Source organism: Microvirga zambiensis WSM3693 (genome assembly GCF_016735695.1).
Taxonomy (GTDB): domain Bacteria; phylum Pseudomonadota; class Alphaproteobacteria; order Rhizobiales; family Beijerinckiaceae; genus Microvirga; species Microvirga zambiensis.
The window spans coordinates 1-18,140 of record NZ_JAERQD010000048.1 but is presented as its reverse complement, the minus strand read 5'-3'; the positions used below and the strand labels follow the sequence as shown (position 1 = coordinate 18,140).

The following is an 18,140-nucleotide window of genomic DNA, read 5'->3' as shown; positions in this document are numbered from 1 at the left end:
ATGAACAGAGAGAAAGTACTGAGCTGACCTTAGTGGCCGGGAGTCCTGCATCATGCGCTCTCATCGTGCCACTCCGTAGGATGGCAGCTTATAGTGCAGCGGTTCGTGGAGACCCTGGGATTGTCAATGAGCTATGATCCCTCCATGACTGTCTTCGACAACTTGGCCTAGTACTACTGTGTCATAAAATGACGGGTCGGGGTATAGTCGGAAGTGCCATCATACGGAGGGCGTGTGATGAACCTTCCTATCCCGTCAGAGACGCGTGAGGCGCGGTTTGCCGCGTATGTTGATGCCCTTGCGGAAGGGCTCGGCCATGCCGACCGGATCGCCCCGATGCAGGCCTACTGTACCGGGCTCCTCCTGCCGGGTGAACGCAAGAGCATCGCGCCCATGGCAGCCCGGCTTGAACCCCAGCGCGCCCAGGCGGCCCACCAATCCCTGCATCATCTCGTGGCTCAGGCCGAGTGGTCGGATGAGATCCTGCTGGCGAGCGTGCGCGAGCAAGTGCTGCCCGTCATCAAACGGCATGGGGCCATCCGGGCCTGGATCGTCGATGACACCGGCTTTCCCAAGAAGGGCATCCATTCGGTTGGCGTGGCCCGGCAATACTGCGGACAGTTGGGCAAGCAGGACAGCTGCCAGGTCGCTGTCAGCCTGTCCCTGGCCAACGCTCACGCGAGCCTGCCGATTGCCTATCAGCTTTATCTGCCCAAGGAATGGGCGCTGGATCCCGAGCGACGGATCAAGGCCGGCGTACCGGATCCGATCCAGTTTCGCAGCAAACCCACCATCGCGCTCGCTCAGATCCGGGCGGCGCTGCTGGCGGGGGTGTCTCCGGCGGTGGTGCTGGCCGATGCCGCGTATGGCTCAGAGACGGCGTTTCGCACCGCGCTGACCACAATGGGCCTGACCTACATCGTCGGCATTGCGTCGAGCACAAGCCTGTGGGTGCCCGGCACCGGACCCCTGCCGCCGCAGCCCTGGAGCGGACGCGGGCGTCCGCCCACACTCCTGCGGCGGGATCCACAGCACAAGCCGGTCTCGGCCCTGAAGCTAGCGAAAGATCTGCCTCGAAGGGCTTGGCACGTGGTCACGTGGCGGGAAGGCTCCAAGGTTCCGCTGACGTCGCGCTTTGCGGCCGTCCGCGTTCGGCCGGCGCATCGCGACTACTGGCGCGCGACCCTGCGGCCAGAGGAGTGGTGTCTGATTGAATGGCCTGAAGGCGAGAAGCGGCCGACCAAGTACTGGCTCTCAACCGTGCCGGCGAACACCGTCCTGAGGGACCTTGTTGATCTGGCGAAACTGCGCTGGCGCATTGAGCGGGATTATCAGGAACTCAAGCAGGAGATCGGGCTGGGACACTTTGAGGGGCGGGGCTGGCGCGGGTTCCATCACCACGCCACACTGTGCATTGCAGCTTACGGGTTTCTGGTCTCCGAGCGGAGCCGGTTTTCCCCCTCAGCGCCTGTCCGGCTCACGACCAGTAAAGCGTCCCGCCTGTCGAAAGCCAACCAGCCTCGCGGCTGCGCCCATCCGCCCCGAACGTCACGTCGCCCAGTCGATCGACACCATCCGGGCTGAACTCATCTGCGCTCTCGTGCGAAGGCTCCCACGATGTCCCTGCTGCCACACAAAGTTTATGACACAGTAGTACTAGATGGCTTTCGGATGCGATGTCCGTAGTTGAGGCGCCCTTCTAGTAGCAGCGAAGGCACCTGAGGTCAGGTGGTGAGCCACGCACTCGAAGCCCGGACCGCTGGGAACATGGCTTGGGCGTAATACAAATCTTCAGCCTCGTCGAAGAGCTGACACTTTTCGCAATGCGTGTCCAGCAGCGGCCCCGTCAATGAGATCCGCTCCCTCGCGAGGCCGCAGACCGACGCTATCCCTGGATCGGGGCGGCCCCTGGCAAGGGGGACACGGGGATGCTTGTAGCTCCGAGCTCGGTTGTGCGGGCCGCGAGTGCCTCCAGCGCCCGACTGGCCTTGGCCTGTTGCAGCGCGGCGAGATAGGCATTCATGGAATGGTCCCTGAGCAGGAGCCGGATGTCACCGGAGTTTCTCGCTTCACGAAGGCGCCTCCTCCAGCCGATGTCGGAGCTCGCCTGGTCGCCGTCGAGCCAGATCTCCCGGCCTACGTGCCGGAACCCAAAAGGCGGCATGAAGGGAACGATGTCATAGCGATTGACGATGCGCGTCGTCCTGTGGCCCAAGTCGCTGTAGTGATTCAGGAATGCCCCATTCCCGACCGAGGGCGAGCCGAACGTAACGATCTCGGTGAGATTGTCAGTAACGTATTTCGGGAAGCGATGTCGCAGCTTGACGGCGAACAGGCACGCCAGCGCCCCGCCCAGGGAATGGCCGACAATAAGGAGAGGCCGGTCGAGGAGACATTCCTTCTCGAGGTGCAAGGTCATGGCGTCCAGGCATGGAAGTCTTGTTGTCTTGTCGATGTATTTGAGGGTCCGTTGGAAGCCCCTGTGGACTCTCACGTTCTCGGGATCGTCGCAATCATGAAGGCGTACGGGGAACGCCTTGCCGTTGGAAATGAACCAGTCGATTTTGTCGCGGGTCCCCCGAAATACGATTGTGGCTGATTTCGGCCCCCAGAAGAGACGCCCGAACCCTCGCTTGAAGCTGCCGTGCACAATCCTCTGCCCTGCGTAGGGGATCCCGTTTGACGTATACAGGGTCTGGTTGATGGGTCCTGCGTAAGAGGCCTTGCAGACCTTTGCTATTTCAATGTAGCGGTCGATGTCGGACACGGGGTTCTCTCCTGGCAACCTGGGATGCCTGATCCTAGGTCCACTCGGCCGCGATGGCATCTCAACCGGAAGAGTTATTGGCTGCGGTTCCTCAATGCTGGGAAGGCAGCTCGTTTTTAGGTTCCGATAGGGTGGACGCCCCCCAACGGCCTCGGTGTGCCAAAGTGGAGGTGTTGAGCACCACTTGAGGGAGGCGTCCATGGGAGAGGTTAGCACAATCGGCGTAGATCTGGCGAAAAACGTGTTCCAGGTGCACGGCGCCGATGCATCCGGCACGGTCCTGTTCCGCAAGAAGCTGCGGCGGCACCAGGTTCTGACCTTCCTTGCCGACCAGAAGCCCTGCACGGTAGTGCTGGAGGCCTGCGGCAGCTCCCACTATTGGGCCCGCGAGATCGGCCAGCTTGGTCACACGGTCCGGTTGATCCCGCCAGCTTACGTGAAGCCCTTCGTCAAGCGCCAGAAGAACGATGCGGCGGATGCGGAAGCCATCTGCGAGGCGGCTCAGCGCCCGACCATGCGCTTTGTGGCTCCCAAGAGCGAGCAGGCCCAGGCCGCGGCTCTCGTGTTCCGGGCCCGGGATCTCTTGGTCAGGCAGCGAACCCAGATCATCAATGCTCGACGCGGACATCTGGCGGAGTTCGGCCACATCGTGGCCAAAGGCCCATCTCATGTTTCTCAGCTCGTGCGGGCTGTCGAGTATCCGGACGGTACTGTCAAGTTGATGCCTAATGGACAAAGGTGGCGTGAGCGGAGCCGCCAAGTCGGTTCAAGCTATTACACGAGGGCAGCACCGGTCGTATCGCGCCAAGTGGAAGGCGTGCTCACGCGCAGCTCGGTACTCATACGCCGACAGACGATGACGGCGGAGCTGGAAGTGGTTGTGGATCAGGCTGTGGGTTGAGAGAAACTGCTGCGCGTGCCGAGCTGACTTGAATCGCCTCATGTGGCGCTCCCGCCGTCGGGTGGGCTGGTGCGAGACCTCGCAGCGGTTGTTCAGGTAGCGGCTTTGTCGATGTTCAACGCCCGGCAGGATCTCGCGTTTGGCAGCGCCATAGGACCCGAGTTTATCCGTCACGATCACTCTGGGCACATAGCGCAAATCTTTCAGCAGCTTGCGAAAGAAGCGCTTGGCGGCCTTCATGGTACGGCGGCTCTGCACCAGCACATCAAGCACGTTGCCATGCTGATCAACGGCTCGCCAGAGATAATGCAGCTTGCCTCGGATGCGAACAAACACCTCGTCCAAGAACCATTTGTCTCCGGGTTGCGGACGCCGCTGCTTGAGCATCTTGGCGTAGGTAAGTCCGAAGCGCAGGCTCCACTCGCGAATGGTCTCGTAGCTGACCGCAACTCCTCGCGCTGCGAGGACCAGCTCAACGTCACGCAGGCTCAGGCTGAAGCAGTGATACAACCAGACTGCCTGGTTGATGATTTCGGCCGGAAAGCGGTAACGGCGGTACGGATTGGACGTCGTGCTCATGGCCGAGACCCTGCCATAGGCGCCGACCTATGCCAACTTGACAGTACCGCGCCGCGGCCGTCGGCCGTGCGATCGCCGAGGCGGGGTGCAATCTCTCACCGGCGCCGGCCTCATGGAGATCGTGGCGCGAAGTTTCTGCGAGACCCTCGGCGGATCGGTCGCTCGGTCGAGGTGATTCCGGGCAGCGTCAAAGGCTTCCGCGACGCTCGCGAAGGTACGGTGACGCCCTACAGCCTCAGTCCAAAGTGCGAGACCTTGAGGCGCCATTCGGACTGTCAGGTGAGTGACTTCTGCCCATTCGGAACTCGCTGAAACAGGATCATTGGTCGCGACGAGGTGCAAAGAGCACAGGAACGATACTATAAGCTGCCGGATTAATGCCCGTATTCCCCCATTCCGATGCTCCCAACCTAAGCTAAAGCAATACGCCTCATTCGAGCCTATAGATGAATCCGCAATTGTGATTTATAATGCAATAGCAGGCCTCAACCACAACACGTAGTCGCACGCTATACTTGCGGTACGTAGTGCACACTATGATGAGGATCGTATCGATCCGAGCGCGGGGGCAGAAACGTCAGCCATTAGGCAGGTGAAAATCAGATAACGAGACCACTGATCGAAGCGGATAATAGCGTTAGAGGATTAGACCGTGAGCTCAACACAAGACTGGAAATACAACAAAATCCTCCCGATGTTTGGTGAGAACGGCTGCAGCATTTCGGGTTGCAGTTTCCACCACCCTTCAGGATGCGCATCGGCTAATGTACTCTGTTGCGCGCTGAACCTGTCCGATGCGATCATCAGAGCTGGCTACGTGCTTCCGGCTGCCCCCGATGTGAATTACTGCGATCATTCTGGGACATCTGGTAAACGCGTCCGCAATGCGGACGGGATGGCACGCGTGACTAAGGCGCAGAATGGCGGCAACATTGATGCCTCAACATGGGCCAACCGGCCGTCCTGGAAGGGAATCGTCTATTTCGAAGGCGGGTTGGCGCTTGAGTCGCTTTATGGAAGTGCGGCGCGCACAGAACTCGCGCCGAGCGTCTTTGCATCCATCTTCACAGCAACTGGCCATATCGACCTATGGGACGGAACTAAGGGAGTGCATGCACAGTACCCCGATGCCGCGACAATCTGGTTCTGGCGGCTCGGCTAGCTGTTTGGTAGCGGAACGTTGTTAGGATCGGGTGCGTTGGGCGATTGAGGAGTATGCTTGGCGCTTCAATGGCTCGCGGCGCCCGCCCCGTGCCTGGTGGAGGCTCTGATGCTGTCCGTCCATCCCCAAGCCCGCACCACCCCGGCTGTCCGTCTGGAAATTGCCCGCTCGTCAAAGTCCGCGGGCGTGCTGGCCAAGCGCTATAGCGTGAGCACCGAGACCATCCGGAAGTGGCGCAAGCGCGGCGTGCAAGACTGCCAGGACCGCTCCAGCCGGCCGCACAAGCTGCCCTGGAAAGCCACGGCCGAGGAGCGGGCGATCGTCTGTGCTCTACGACAGGCCACCGGCTTTCCGCTCGATGATCTGACCTTAGTGGTCACGCACTTCCTGCCGCATCTCAACCGCGATGCGGTCTACCGCATCCTCAAAGCTGAAGGCTTGGGCCGCTTGCCGCCCGCTCATCGGCGCAAGCGCGAGAGCGGCACGTTCAAAGACTATGACCTCGGCTTCGTGCACATGGACATCAAGCACCTGCCCAAGCTGCGCACGGAAGATGGCGAGAGCCGCAAGCGCTATCTGTATGTGGCCATCGACCGCTGCTCGCGCTGGGTGCATCTCGCCGCCAAGGACGACAAGTTGACGGGCAGCGCGATCGCCTTCCTCACAGAGGCGATCGGCGCTGCCCCCTTCCAGATCACCCACGTGCTCACCGACCGCGGCTCGTGCTTCACCGCCGATGGCTTTGAAGAGGCCTGCCGCAGGCTCCGTCGCAAATCCGAAGCAGGGATGAGAAAGGGATCCGTCGCAAACAGTTTGTTTCAGAGTTTCAGATACTCTGCCGGAAGTCTTGTTGGCGGAGGGCGGCGTGTTCAAGGGCAGGCATTTTGATCGATCCGTGATCCTGCTCTGCATCCGGTGGTATTTGGCTTATAACCTCAGCCTCCGGAACTTAGAGGAGATGATGGCGGAGCGCGGTATCTCCGTCGATCACGCCACGGTTGGCCGCTGGGTGGTTCGTTACTCGCCCGAGCTTCTCGAGCGCTTCAATCGACGCAAGCGACCCGTCAGCCGGAAATGGCATGTGGATGAGACCTACGTCAAAGTTCGCGGGCAGTGGCGGTATCTCTACCGCGCCATCGACAGCGAGGGTGACACGGTGGAATTCTGGTTCAGCGAGCGGCGAAACCTCACTGCCGCGAAGCGGTTCCTGCGCAAGGCGATGCAGCGGCACGGTCGCCCCGACAGGATCGTGATCGATGGCAGCCAGACCAATCGCGAAGCGATCCTGTTGTGTGATGTAGAGAGCGGTCTGCGGGATTGCTCCAGGCGCCGACTCAATCCAATCCGGATCCGGCAGAGCCGCTACTTGAATAATCAGATTGAGCAGGATCACCGTGCCATCAAGCGGCGAGTGCGGCCGATGCTCGGGTTCCAGTCCACCGCTACAGCTCGTGTGATCCTGGGTGGCATCGAGATGGTGCACATGATGCGCAAGCAGCAGGGGAAGTATGCCTGCCATCCGCAGCCGTCATTGGCCGAGCAGTTCAATCTGCTTGCCGCCTAAGCCTGAGAGGAGATCTCAGCTATCTTCGCGCCTCTGCTGCAAATTTGCGACGCAACCGAACCGGGATACGCGTTCCGGATGAGAAACTCTGGTGACCTTCTCGAAATGGCCGAGGTCAGTCATGCGTGACCTGCACCGTTCGGAGAGCGAGGCCCTGATGGTGTCGGAAATCGTATTTGCGAAGGATACCTTTGAAACGGAGATCATGGCGTTCACCCAGGCGAGGCTTGCCAAGGCCTCGCGTCTGACGACCAAACCAGATTATGAAGCCTCTGACAACGGAGACGATGTCGAGGCAAAGGTCACCTGATCATCAAGCTTATTCCGGAAACAAAAAACCACTCACAAGAACGTCTTTAGAGCGGTCTGCACATTTGCGTGTGTTCCAGATGTCGCGAATTTGGCTATATCGCTGACGTGGCAACGCCGTCCTCGATCTCAAATAGATCCACATTCAATGTCCGCAGCGCCTTTTCGTTTATCGATATCAGGTCATCCATCACGGACTGCACTGAACTGCCTTCACTCGCCGCGACGCTTTCGATAGCAGCTCCAGGCCCACCGAAAGCAACTGAATACCGGGCTAGCTGTCTCAATTCGAATCCAGATCCGAATATTGCTTTGAAGCCATCCCTGCCCATTGCTTCGATGATCCTGTTACGTCTCTCCTCCCGTGCTCCTGGAAATGCAACTTGAAGGTAGACTAAGTCTCTTAGCGCTTTGGCTTGGGAGAAGATCTGCACCTTCATCTCTGCCTTCCAACCCTCATTCCAAGTCTCAGCCCAGGATCCCATAGAGATTGCTTTTGCCATGGCTTTGACATGATCAAGAGAGGGAAGGTCGTCGAAGGCCGTTACGAGCCCTTCCTCATTCCACTCGCCATTCTTCAGGTTTCTGGCGGCCACAAGTCCCGTATGACCGAGGATGACGACTGCGTGTTGATCTCCGTGATATGATCTAATGAGTTCAACGGTGCCTGCATACTCACCGTCATCAGCCAACGGCACAGTGGGAAATTGGCCAATAAGCTTGCCTGTTTTGGCATCACGCACTTCTGCGACACCTGAGTTGGTCTCGATGTCGACCGGAGACATGGCATATCTGAGAACCAAGCGGTGCCTCATGAACTGGGGAGAGGAAACGTTGAACGAATGAGCCGTAATCCTCAGGCCATACAAAGCGTCAGTATACGAAAATGTCCTGTCCTTATCCTCCTCTCCAGATTTCCTTAGCTTCCCCACCATGGCCACGGCATGGGCTGCGGTCTGTTTGTAAAACTCCTGCCAACGATCCTGGAAGTGTTCAGTAATTTTGGAGAGGGTATTCTGGACGAGAATGGCATGTGCATCGGATAACGACAGGATGTCCTCGTTAAGGCGGTCATCGGAGAACCAGTAGTGAGTCAAGAAGATTAGGAAGAGATCGACATCTCTTAACGCTCCGTACTGACGCCGCAGAGCAAGATAGGCTCGCTTCGCCGAGAGATACCCCAGAAGATATGGCCTCGCTCCCAGATCGGTGATCAGAGGCTGGCTCAGCAAAAACTCTTTCTGAGCAAGCGCTTCCTCAGACATGCGGGCGGTTCTCAAGCGTTCGTTGATATGCCTTGCCCATCCCACCCGCGAGGCGTTGAGTGCATCCTTCTGGCTTGAACCCCTGGCCAGTGACTCCTGCATGGCATGAGCCCCATGCCTGTTTGCTTCCCTCATCAGGTAGAGAGGAACGGCATGTAACAGTGCGTGCGAGAGATATTCGGATTCGCCCCAGAGGAGATCATACTCGGCGAAGAGAGCAGCTCCCTCAATGAGTGGTTCGTACAATGTTTCCATCCAGCTCAGGACCAAGCTGTCACGAGCCGGAAGAGGAAGATCTGCAAGAGACTTGGATTCGGGTTCAGGAATTATGGCCTGCCCTGAGGCGCATAAGGCCAGCGCAGCGAGCGCATGCCCGACTGAATTGGCAAATGTGGCGTGGTGAGTGGTCTCGTGCAGAAACAGGCGAAGCAGCGCGTCTGGAACAGGAAGATTTCCGGGCGATGCCTCCGTGAGGTAATTCAACGCCTCGGATGATGCCAGTGAGACTGCGTTCGTGATCCTGTCGGTAGAGTTGCTTTGCTGATCTGCGGGAACCAACACGGAAGCGAGCGGCCCGATCGTGAATCTACGTTCATACGGCCTATATTGCATGGATCAGACACCGACGAGGGACCAATTGCCGTTCTCTTCCAGGCGTGTGAAACCGCGTAAGTTCCCCTCCTGGATCCTATTGCGCTCCAGGAGCGCCTCGACCGTTCCTGCGTCGACATCCTTGAGCTCACCTGCGATCGTCTCAGGGCTTGCTGACTTAAGCCTCCGCAGAACAGCAACAACGGCAAAGTCCTGAGGGGATAGCACGGCTCCTTTGTCGATTATGCCCTTGAACGTGCTGTACAGGCCATGCAGGCCATCGATCACGCCCTTTATACCGGCTGGCGTGGGTAGCGAGACGAGTCCCACGGCGAATGTGGTCGTTGCCTTCAACAGGTCAAGGAAGTTGCTGAGCGTGCCGAGTTGGTCGTTCCTGATGACATACCGGAATGTCCCGACAAGTGCGGGCGACTGGCCGGGCAAGGGCTCAGTGCCTCTCCCACGATCCACTTTTTCAACGATGTCGGCCCGTTCAATAAGCCCGGAAAGCTGATGGGCATTCAGACCGGTGTCCTGCGGGAGCAGCGCGACTGCTGCCTGCGTAGCGGACGTCCTATCACCGAAATCATGCTCCTCGGCCATGATCTCCTCTTCCGTCTATAGGATGGCCACAAATTTCAGTACTGTGCTATTCCATTTACTACATATTATCATGGTGCAGCGACCGGTGCTCGCAACGAATGTGAGTCACGCCGAAGAAGCCAAGGTGAAACGTTCCAATTAAATTGACAACTACGCTTTTGGGCGATCTCCAAGACATTCAGTAAGGATTTCCTGAAGGCGGACGAGCGCCTCGTCGGTCAGGTCTGCGAGCCTCGGGCTGCGGTTGCGCAACAGGAGTTCGCAGACGACGGTCCGTGTGCGCAGGTCGCAGGCATGGGAGCGGTAGCCCTGCCGCGTCAGCGTGCCGATCACCTCGGCCAGCGCCCCGTTGACCGCCGCGCGCCCGAACACGCGCCGGATGAGCGCGAGGCGTTTGAAGGGACCGAGGCGGTGGAAGTCTGACCGTCGGGCGTCACCCAGCGTTCCCGCTTGTAGCGCACCACCTCCGCGGTCAGGATCAGATCCCGCTGCACCACCGTCTTGTAGCCTTTGAAGCGCGAGCCGGTTGGCACCTCGACCTGCAGCGTGACCTCGCGGGTGACCCGATCCCATTTAGCGCCGCGGCGTGGACGCCGTCCCGAACCCGTGGCTCGCGGCTCGGTGGCTTTCTCCATACCGGAGGGCTTGAACGGTGGCCGCGGCGGCAGGTGCTTGAGCCTTGCGATCTCATCCTTCAGGGCTTGGTTGTCGAGGCGCAGATTGCTGTTGTCGAGGCGCAGTCGCTCGACCTCTTGCTCCAGTCTCCCGATTTTGCCGGTCAGATCCGTGACGAGCAGGAGCAGGGCCTTCTGGGACAGGGGCTTGGCGGAACCACCGGACGCGCTCATGCCTGGATTGAATCACAAATACCCGTTTGGCGGAATCCCTGCCCCCAATCTGCCCCGCTTACCCCGAAAGCTACGCCTCGTCCCGGAAGCTAATCGGTTGATATAGTTGGACGTAGTTGTAACAGAGGAAGCTAAACAGGAATTGACTACGGCGTGGCCTTAGGCCACGCACTATTCTCGCCGGCGGCATCGTCAATGGCTTCGTTTGGAATCTGATCGCGGAGGCTTGTGTCGGCCTCGTCTCATCAGGCGAGCCGCTAATGCCCTTGTTTTAAAAGCATTTTCGCTGGCTTCAGGGAAGTCTTGCCCTTGTTCGCTGGTTAACAGAATTGCTTAAAAGACGTCTTCAAACGATCGTTAGCAGGAATCTCCTATAATTGTACAAGTGATGGCTAAGCCACTTGAAAGCTGCGCCCTACGGGCTTACATACATACCATGGCACATGCAATTACCATGAGAGAGCTTCAAAAACTGTCTGCGGCATCGATCGAGCAACTGCCCGGAGCTGTTCCGGTGCAGAGCGACGGGCGGACAGTTGCACTGCTCGTTCCCCTGCGGCCCGCTTCTGAGGCGGCTCGCGCACGGTTTCGTCAGGCGTTGGCGAAGGCGCAGGCCCAACGCTCCTCTGAAGAGCAAGCGGCCCTTGATCGCGAGTTTGGCCCTTGAGCCGGCCACGCGTGGTTCCGGCGGCCTTGGTGGTCGACGCCAACATCCTCGTGGCAGCGGTCCTAGGGTCGACGACCGGCGCACATCTGGATCTGATCTCAGGGCGGCGAAGCCTGATCACCAGCGAGGAAGCGTTTGACGAGGCCCACAGGGTAATTGGGCATATCAGACCCAGTGATCTCTCCATTCTGGAAAGCCTGCTTGATCTGCTGACCATCATCGCTCGAGAGGACGTGGCCGACGAGGACAGAGCGGCGGCCGAAACAGCGCTCAGGAACGCGCCAGCGTCCCGCAACGGCAGCGTGACTGATGCTCATCTGCTGGCGTTGGCCTGGACCTTGGATGCCGACCTTTGGAGCCATGATCGTGACTTCGCAGGGACTGGCTGGCCCTCGTGGTCGACCTCCAACCTGTTGGCGGCGGTATAAGCTCCGAGCGATATCCTCTCTATGGTAAGCTCGAAAACCAGACCGAGAGTGGCAACTCTGATGGCCCCCTCCCCTACCCCAAAACGGCGCCTGATCGGCTACGCCCGCGTGTCGACCGAGGACCAGATGACGGACGCTCAGCTCCTTGAGCTCAAGGCGGCCGGCTGCGTCATGATCCATCGGGAGCAGGGTTCGGGGGCGTCCCGGGCCCGTGCGGTTCTCGCTCAACTGCTCAAGGAGATCCGGGCTGGGGATGTGCTCGTGGTCGTGCGCCTCGACCGGCTGGCGCGATCGGTGAGCCACCTGCTTGAGGTTATCGAAGGGCTGGAAAAGAAGGGCGCACATTTCAGGTCACTCCAGGATCCGATCGATACGTCAACGCCTCAGGGCATGTTCTCTTTGCAGGTTCTCGGTGCGGTGGCCCAACTCGAGCGATCGCTGATCTCCGAGCGCACCAAGGCCGGGCTACGGGCCGCCAAAGCCCGCGGGAAGGTTCTCGGCAACCCCGGGGTTAGGGAACACCGCCCGGAAACCATCCGCCGGCTGACAATTGCCCGAGAGAAGCGGTATCTTAACCCACTCATTGCCTCAGCCGATCGCTGGATGCCCACGGTAAAGCGGATGCGGCCTAGCCACCCCTGGGCCGACGTCGTTCAGGTTCTGAATGGATGGGGCCAGGATTGGACGGAGGAACGCCTTCGCCGCGCTGTTCGGAAATTGGTCGCTCAACGCATGGCTGATCCAGAACTGCTTCAGAAATCCCCTCCCCGTTCGTCTAACGACCGGCTCATGACATTAGTCGCTGGCATTGCTATGGCCGATCCGGATCTGTCACTGCGGGACATTGCGACCCAACTCGAACGCATGCGAGAACGAACCCCGCGCGGCGGGACGAAATGGAACGCCTCGTCCGTCAAGCAGCAACTCGATCGAGCGCGAAGGGCTGGGCTGACCGTGCCGACATCCCCGAAGGACGCGGCGTAGCGCCTCGCCGGGGAATATGGTTAACGCGCAAGGCCTAAGGTGAAGCGACCTATGCTCAGTGGGCAGCTGCCGATGGGCCGGAAAGGCTGCCATCAAGAGAGGCGTAGCGCCCCCAGGCCCCTCCCCGTTCTCTGAGACCAGGGCACTGTTCAACGTTTCACGTAGTCTCTGTGGGCCGGGAGTTGATGCTCCGTCAGGCTCTCAGCCTGCACAACGGCACGGGCCACGGCATGAGCCATCACGGTGGCGGCGATCGCCCCCAATGGCGGGAACATCGGCCCTGACAGATGAAGCCTTGCCGGTGGACAAGGCGAAGATCGTATCGCCATCCGACATCGTGTGCACCGGATTGATGCTGCGGGCAAAACCGTCATGCGCCATCTGGGCGATCTTGCTCATCTCGGCTTTGTTGAACGGTACGTTGGTGGCCACACCCCCGATCGTCGTGTAGCTGCCAGGCGACGTCACGACGCGGTAGCCGCCCATGATCTCCGCCATCGTGTCTCGGAACCCCCGCCCGTCCTCCCGCCTGGCACCGGCGAGGATCTGGCGAGTGTCGGGATGGTAGATATCGCCCACGGCATTCACGGCCGCGACAGCGCCGACCACGACGTCAGTCCCCGGAACTCGATGGCTGGCTGTTCCGAGACCACCCTTCATGGCGAAGGCTGACCCGAACATCTTGCCGACCGTTGCTCCCGCCCCAGCCCCAACATTGCCCTCTCGGACTGGACCCGACGTGGCGGCCAGAGCAGCCTGGTATCCGGCCTCAGCATCTGGGCGGATGGTGAAGTCGCCAACGCCGAGGTCCATCAGAATGGCAGCTGGCACAATCGGAACGACTCCAGCGCGCAACTTGAACCCGAGTTTGCGTTCTTCGAGATATCACATCACTCCGGTGGCAGCCTCCAGGCCGTAGGCACTGCCGCCGGACAGGAGAATGGCTTGGACCTGCTGGACAGCGTTGGTCGGATCGAGCAAGTCAGTTTCACGGGTGCCGGGGGCGGAGCCGCGCACGTCGACACCGCCCACAGCACCATCTTCGCACAGGATGACAGTGCAGCCGGTCGGCCGCCGGGTGAGGGTATGATGACCGATCTTGATCCCGGGCACATCTGTGATGGATCCGCTCATAAGCGGAGGACCCGACGGAGAAGCTGCCGGAGCAGGGGACGCCTTGGCCTGATCGGCGAGAAGTGGGGCAGCGGACAGGGCCAGCAGAGATTGGGTGAAGGTTCTGCGTCTCATAGTGCCTCATGCTCAATGATCGGTGTATGGCCAACGGCTGGAGCCTTGTCTGAGAGAAAATTGGATCAGGGACAGATTAGCGCCAGGGGAGGGACCTGATTGAAAACCAGGAGTTCTGCGAAGTGAAGCCCTACCGCCAATCGAGCCGAGGGACGTACCCCCGCCGCTGTTTGCGCCGCAGCCAAGTCTCGAGGGCTTCCATGGCGTCGTGCTCGGATTCATGCAGCTCGATCTTGCGCCTGCCGGCGGTGCCGACCCGACCCCACTCGCGGATCAAGGCAACATCGCCGAATAAGCTTGTCTCGACGGCGAGGACGTAGAACCGGGCCATGTTGGCGGAAGGGTCGCGTCGGTCGAGGGCCAGATACTGGATCTTGTCGTGAGGCATCCCTCAGTGTCGCGCTCATGCCTCAGGGCCGTCCAATTCGATGAGGGAATCGATCCGCGAGGGATGGATTCAAGATTTTGATAGATTTTCGTTTAAGCCCAGGCCAAGGCATATTGGATCACTGGTTCATGCCATTCGTGCTGGCGGCTGATGAAATGAGCGAGATCTGCACAGAGAGTATCGAGCGACTTACTCCTAAAAGCTGCGCAGGGGAGGGGCCGAAGGCGGTACAAGCAGTTTCTGGCCCTCTCCCGAGAATGGCGCAGTCGAGTATTTGCCGCGCCGCGTACTATTTGATGAGTTTATGTTGGTCACGACCAACTTTGAAATAAAGTTGCTCCGCTTATGGGCCGGAAGCGCTGCAGGTGGGTTATCCCAACGGCTCCCGAAAGTTATCACGGGGCCACTGAGGCTAAGTTGGTCGCGACCAACTTTGATACTCTATTTCGCTCACCGTGCAGCCGCTACTCACTGACTGATCCCCTGGAGTGCTTTTAGGTTGATTGCCCCACCCAACGGTCCGGCACAACAGGCTTGCCTCTATGACTATGGCGCTCGTTAAACCATGTTCCATGTTCCGGCAGGGGAGGGGGGTGCATATTCAAAGGCACCACAGTCGGGGGCCGGCAGTTAAGGCGAAAAATCTCCTCAATGGCCCAGTTCTTAACCTAGTATTAACTCCTATGAGGCGTAGTCGGATCAGCGCACTTTTAGCGATTTTCGCTCAATTCCGCGCAGAATTGCCCGAGGCCTCTTATGACAGCACAGCACTTAGTTGACCTCACCGCCCCAGGTCCGGCCAAACAGAGCCTCAGAAGGCAGATTTCGATTGATGCCAACGAGCTAGTCGCAAAGCTCCAAGCCCATCAGCAGCGAATTTTTCCGCCAAAGGCAAAGAAAACCCTGCGCCGGTTTTCCTCCGCCGAAGCCGCAAAGTTTCTCGGTATCCATGAAGGATATCTTCGTCAACTGGCGGCTGAGGGGAAGGTATCCTTATCTGAATCTCCGGTAGCGGGACGGCGGACCTACTCCATCGAGGAAATCAACCTCATCCGCGAGTTTCTTGAGAATACAAAATCGGCCCGCCGATACATTCCTCACCGAAGGGATGGCGAGAAGCTCCAGATCATTTCTGTCATCAACTTCAAGGGCGGAAGCGCTAAGACAACAACATCCGCTCATTTGGTGCAATATCTCGCCCTGAGAGGATATCGCGTCCTCGCAATTGATCTCGATCCTCAGGCAAGCCTTTCAACGCTTTTCGGCCACCAACCTGAACTCGACGTGCGCCCAAACGAGACGCTCTATGGTGCGCTCAGATATGATGACGAATGTGTCGGGATCGAGCACGTCATTCGCTCTACCTACATCCCAAATCTACATATCATTCCTGGAAACCTCGAGTTGATGGAGTTTGAGACCACTACTCCGCAAGCCCAGGACGTAGCGATGTTCTACACCAGAATTCTGCAGGCGCTGGACCCCGTATCAGAGATGTACGACGTCGTCGTCATGGATTGCCCTCCAAACCTAGGGTACTTGACCATGGCAGCGCTTTACGCCGCATCGGCGCTGCTCATTACTGTTCACCCGCAGATGCTAGATGTTCTCTCCATGGCCCAATTCCTCCGAATGACCTCCGATACCGTCGACATTCTGGCTAATGCCGGATCTAAGGAAGATTACGATTGGATGGGCTATCTGATTACACGCTATGAGCCGAACGACGGTCCACAGAACCAGATGGTCGGATACCTACGATCAATATTTGGACCGAGGGTACTTGAGAACACGATCTTAAAAAGTACTGCCATTGCGGACGCTGGCCTAACCAAGCAAACGATCTATGAAGTCGATCGGCAAAAGTTTCACAAGGGCACCTACGACCGTGCGATGGAGTCCGTTGATCTAGTTAATAGTGAGATTGAAGCGCGAATCCGCAGCACTTGGGGGAGGCAGTAATGGCACGTCAGGTCATGGTTGTTGACGACACCGCATCGAATGCAGAGCCACCGACAAATACAGTCGCCGAAATCCAGGCGAAGCTGGCAGAGACATTGGCTGACGATGGGTCGGCAACCAAGGCAATAGATTCTGACCGGCCCCTTTTGAAATCAGGTCCGTTAGCTGCGCTCAAGCGCGGGCCACTGCGCACCTCTCCGCTTGAGACAATCGCTAAGACAGCAGAGTCAGTCGAAAGGGTGAAGAAGTTAGAACAACAGCTCTCAGCGGGTCAGTCAGTTGTAGAGTTGAACCCCGATGACATCGACGCTTCATTCGTTCCTGATAGAATGGCTCCATCTGAAGAAGATCATCGAAAGCTTGTCGAAGCCATCCGCTCTGAGGGCCAACTTGTACCGATTTTGGTTCGCCCTCATCCTGAGAAACTTGGACGATACCAAATTGCCTACGGACATCGCCGTCATCGTGCCATCACGGAACTTGGCACCATGGTCCGTGCCGTCGTACGTGAGCTTACGGACGAGCAGCTAGTCGTCGCGCAAGGTCAGGAAAATAACGAGCGCACGAATCTTTCGTTTATCGAGAAAGCTCGCTTCGCATCTCGACTTCAAGAGCGGGGCTTCAAGCGCGAAGTTATTATGCAAGCGCTGAGCACCGACAAAGGCACTTTGTCAAAGCTCCTCTCGACGATCGGAAGCATTCCTACGGACATCATCGAGGCCATAGGTCCCGCCCCTAGCATTGGAACGAGACGCTGGCAGGAGTTTGCTGAAAAGCTATCCAGGCGCTTGCACGATAAGGCTCGTGCCGCAATTGCAAGCCCCGGTTTCTTCGACCGCGACAGTGATGGCCGGTTCGAAATGTTGCTTAAGTTGCTTGGCACCAACGAGGAGCGGGCACGCGCAGAGCCTTGGATTGCATCCAACGGCATTCGTGTCGCGCAAATCACAAGGTCGAGTGACAAGTTCTCACTCGTCATCGACCATAAGGTTGCCCCCGACTTTGGTGACTTTCTGTTATCACGAATGGAGTCTCTATTTTCGGAGTTCCACGCATCGTCAAAGCCTGAATAGTCAGGTGGAGGGATCCGACAGTGCGAGGCCTATCACGCCGCTGAGTCGGTTTGATTTCGCCTTCAACTATCCTCGACATGTCATCTGGAAGAGGTCCCTGAAACGTCAGGACCTCTTCCGGTTGGTGTCATATTTTTTTGAGGGTGGCGATGGCGCCCGGGATCACCTTCAAACAAAGTCATCCCGCCACACCATTTGGCTCAGATGTTGGGAACCGAAACAAAGGGGTTGCTCGCCCGTCGAACAAGATGAACTCTCGATTCACGAAACATGTCTACGGCCGCGAAACGAGGCGAGGGGGCATCAGCTTGTAATGATTGCCACTTCCCACGATTGGCCATGTATAGTCTCGAATGCCCGGTCCAAACTATCGTTTGAAGCCGTCTCTCAAGTCACTTTGTTAACCAGCCGGAGAGGGGAGAGCTTCCCCCCAGGTCTGGCAAAAATGGCCTAAAAACAAAGACTTTAGCGACTCGGCGGCTGCTCAATGGGGATCCTGTCCGCGGTTGATCCAAGCCGAGCAGGTGGTCATTCCAGCCCGGGCTGATGCAGTTTTGAGAGACAGCTTAAACTCGTCCTCCACATCGTAGTGATGACTTTCTTCACTTCTGCTCGTGCAGCTATGCTGTTTTCTATCAATAGCTTAGCTTATGATGGCTTCGTCGTTGTCCCGGTCAGCAGAGCAGATTGGGGCCAAGCCTCAGGATCCTTGGGCCACAAGAATGGCGAGCGGCGGAATTCTCGGCTGATCCCCATTCAGGCCGAGCCGGTCGCCGAGATAGGTGAAGAACGACAGCCGGA

General features: G+C 58.5%; 15 protein-coding genes and 3 pseudogenes. 10 read left to right on the top strand and 8 right to left on the bottom strand.

Going from position 1 to position 18,140, the window contains the following annotated elements; all coding sequences use genetic code 11:
• Positions 1-237: 237 nt before the first annotated feature.
• Positions 238-1,584, top strand: a complete 1,347-nt coding sequence (locus JKL46_RS26155) for an IS701 family transposase (RefSeq protein ID WP_201838796.1) — start codon at positions 238-240, stop codon at positions 1,582-1,584.
• 301 nt (positions 1,585-1,885) lie between these two features.
• Here the strand turns inward: JKL46_RS26155 and JKL46_RS26150 are convergent, their stop codons facing one another.
• Positions 1,886-2,767: a lipase family protein gene (locus JKL46_RS26150; protein WP_201838795.1), complete on the bottom strand. Its 882-nt coding sequence runs from the start codon at positions 2,765-2,767 to the stop codon at positions 1,886-1,888.
• Positions 2,768-2,966: 199 nt separating this feature from the next.
• Here JKL46_RS26150 and JKL46_RS26145 point away from each other — a divergent pair.
• Positions 2,967-3,461: pseudogene (locus tag JKL46_RS26145) on the top strand (IS110 family RNA-guided transposase); the annotation flags it as partial.
• Positions 3,462-3,533: 72 nt separating this feature from the next.
• Here the strand turns inward: JKL46_RS26145 and JKL46_RS26140 are convergent.
• The gene (locus JKL46_RS26140; protein ID WP_201838794.1) at positions 3,534-4,247 is read right to left on the bottom strand and encodes an IS6 family transposase; all 714 of its coding nucleotides are present in this window, start codon (positions 4,245-4,247) and stop codon (positions 3,534-3,536) included.
• A 652-nt stretch (positions 4,248-4,899) separates the two neighbouring features.
• Here JKL46_RS26140 and JKL46_RS26135 point away from each other — a divergent pair.
• The 4 genes and pseudogenes from JKL46_RS26135 (at position 4,900) to JKL46_RS26120 (ending at position 7,283) form a co-directional block, all read left to right on the top strand.
• Positions 4,900-5,409, top strand: a complete 510-nt coding sequence (locus tag JKL46_RS26135) for a T6SS effector amidase Tae4 family protein (protein ID WP_201838793.1) — start codon at positions 4,900-4,902, stop codon at positions 5,407-5,409.
• A 108-nt stretch (positions 5,410-5,517) separates the two neighbouring features.
• A pseudogene (locus JKL46_RS26130) lies at positions 5,518-6,177 on the top strand (DDE-type integrase/transposase/recombinase); the annotation flags it as partial.
• A gap of 97 nt (positions 6,178-6,274) precedes the next feature.
• Positions 6,275-6,973: an IS6 family transposase gene (locus tag JKL46_RS26125; protein ID WP_201838791.1), complete on the top strand. Its 699-nt coding sequence runs from the start codon at positions 6,275-6,277 to the stop codon at positions 6,971-6,973.
• 121 nt (positions 6,974-7,094) lie between these two features.
• Positions 7,095-7,283: a hypothetical protein gene (locus tag JKL46_RS26120; protein ID WP_201838789.1), complete on the top strand. Its 189-nt coding sequence runs from the start codon at positions 7,095-7,097 to the stop codon at positions 7,281-7,283.
• A 94-nt stretch (positions 7,284-7,377) separates the two neighbouring features.
• Here JKL46_RS26120 and JKL46_RS26115 read toward each other — a convergent pair whose 3' ends face one another.
• The 4 genes from JKL46_RS26115 to JKL46_RS26100 all read right to left on the bottom strand — a co-directional run bounded on the left by JKL46_RS26115 (position 7,378) and on the right by JKL46_RS26100 (position 10,589).
• On the bottom strand, positions 7,378-9,159 hold the full coding sequence (locus tag JKL46_RS26115; protein WP_201838787.1) for a hypothetical protein: 1,782 nt from the start codon (positions 9,157-9,159) through the stop codon (positions 7,378-7,380).
• A gap of 3 nt (positions 9,160-9,162) precedes the next feature.
• Positions 9,163-9,741 (bottom strand): hypothetical protein, encoded by a 579-nt coding sequence (locus tag JKL46_RS26110; RefSeq protein ID WP_201838785.1) that lies wholly within the window; start codon positions 9,739-9,741, stop codon positions 9,163-9,165.
• Positions 9,742-9,891: 150 nt separating this feature from the next.
• Positions 9,892-10,074, bottom strand: coding sequence for a hypothetical protein (locus tag JKL46_RS26105; RefSeq protein ID WP_201838783.1), 183 nt, complete (start codon positions 10,072-10,074; stop codon positions 9,892-9,894).
• Complete coding sequence (locus JKL46_RS26100; RefSeq protein WP_201838781.1) at positions 10,071-10,589, bottom strand: hypothetical protein; 519 nt, start codon at positions 10,587-10,589, stop codon at positions 10,071-10,073. Before JKL46_RS26100 ends, JKL46_RS26105 begins: the two co-directional genes overlap by 4 nt.
• 696 nt (positions 10,590-11,285) lie before the next feature.
• On the opposite strand from JKL46_RS26100, the gene JKL46_RS26095 reads away from it, so the two are divergent.
• Both JKL46_RS26095 and JKL46_RS26090 read left to right on the top strand, forming a co-directional pair.
• Positions 11,286-11,684, top strand: a complete 399-nt coding sequence (locus tag JKL46_RS26095) for a PIN domain-containing protein (RefSeq protein ID WP_201838779.1) — start codon at positions 11,286-11,288, stop codon at positions 11,682-11,684.
• Positions 11,685-11,744: 60 nt separating this feature from the next.
• Positions 11,745-12,668: a recombinase family protein gene (locus JKL46_RS26090; RefSeq protein ID WP_201838777.1), complete on the top strand. Its 924-nt coding sequence runs from the start codon at positions 11,745-11,747 to the stop codon at positions 12,666-12,668.
• A 149-nt stretch (positions 12,669-12,817) separates the two neighbouring features.
• Here JKL46_RS26090 and JKL46_RS26085 read toward each other — a convergent pair.
• Positions 12,818-13,916: pseudogene (locus JKL46_RS26085) on the bottom strand (P1 family peptidase).
• A 130-nt stretch (positions 13,917-14,046) separates the two neighbouring features.
• Positions 14,047-14,304 (bottom strand): WGR domain-containing protein, encoded by a 258-nt coding sequence (locus JKL46_RS26080; RefSeq protein ID WP_201838775.1) that lies wholly within the window; start codon positions 14,302-14,304, stop codon positions 14,047-14,049.
• Between the two features lie 756 nt (positions 14,305-15,060).
• Here JKL46_RS26080 and repA point away from each other — a divergent pair.
• Together repA and repB are read left to right on the top strand one after the other, a co-directional pair.
• Positions 15,061-16,266: a plasmid partitioning protein RepA gene (gene repA / locus JKL46_RS26075; RefSeq protein WP_201838773.1), complete on the top strand. Its 1,206-nt coding sequence runs from the start codon at positions 15,061-15,063 to the stop codon at positions 16,264-16,266.
• The gene (gene repB / locus JKL46_RS26070; protein WP_201838771.1) at positions 16,266-17,339 is read left to right on the top strand and encodes a plasmid partitioning protein RepB; all 1,074 of its coding nucleotides are present in this window, start codon (positions 16,266-16,268) and stop codon (positions 17,337-17,339) included. The genes repA and repB overlap by 1 nt, the downstream gene beginning before the upstream one ends.
• Positions 17,340-18,140: the final 801 nt, after the last annotated feature.

Coding starts and splice junctions, on each gene's coding strand:
- JKL46_RS26140 (WP_201838794.1), bottom strand. CDS start 4,247: ATGAGCACGACGTCCAATCCGTACCGCCGTTACCGCTTTCCGGCCGAA.
- JKL46_RS26080 (WP_201838775.1), bottom strand. CDS start 14,304: ATGCCTCACGACAAGATCCAGTATCTGGCCCTCGACCGACGCGACCCT.
- repB (WP_201838771.1), top strand. CDS start 16,266: ATGGCACGTCAGGTCATGGTTGTTGACGACACCGCATCGAATGCAGAG.
- JKL46_RS26100 (WP_201838781.1), bottom strand. CDS start 10,589: ATGAGCGCGTCCGGTGGTTCCGCCAAGCCCCTGTCCCAGAAGGCCCTG.
- repA (WP_201838773.1), top strand. CDS start 15,061: ATGACAGCACAGCACTTAGTTGACCTCACCGCCCCAGGTCCGGCCAAA.
- JKL46_RS26110 (WP_201838785.1), bottom strand. CDS start 9,741: ATGGCCGAGGAGCATGATTTCGGTGATAGGACGTCCGCTACGCAGGCA.
- JKL46_RS26120 (WP_201838789.1), top strand. CDS start 7,095: ATGCGTGACCTGCACCGTTCGGAGAGCGAGGCCCTGATGGTGTCGGAA.
- JKL46_RS26090 (WP_201838777.1), top strand. CDS start 11,745: ATGGCCCCCTCCCCTACCCCAAAACGGCGCCTGATCGGCTACGCCCGC.
- JKL46_RS26115 (WP_201838787.1), bottom strand. CDS start 9,159: ATGCAATATAGGCCGTATGAACGTAGATTCACGATCGGGCCGCTCGCT.
- JKL46_RS26155 (WP_201838796.1), top strand. CDS start 238: ATGAACCTTCCTATCCCGTCAGAGACGCGTGAGGCGCGGTTTGCCGCG.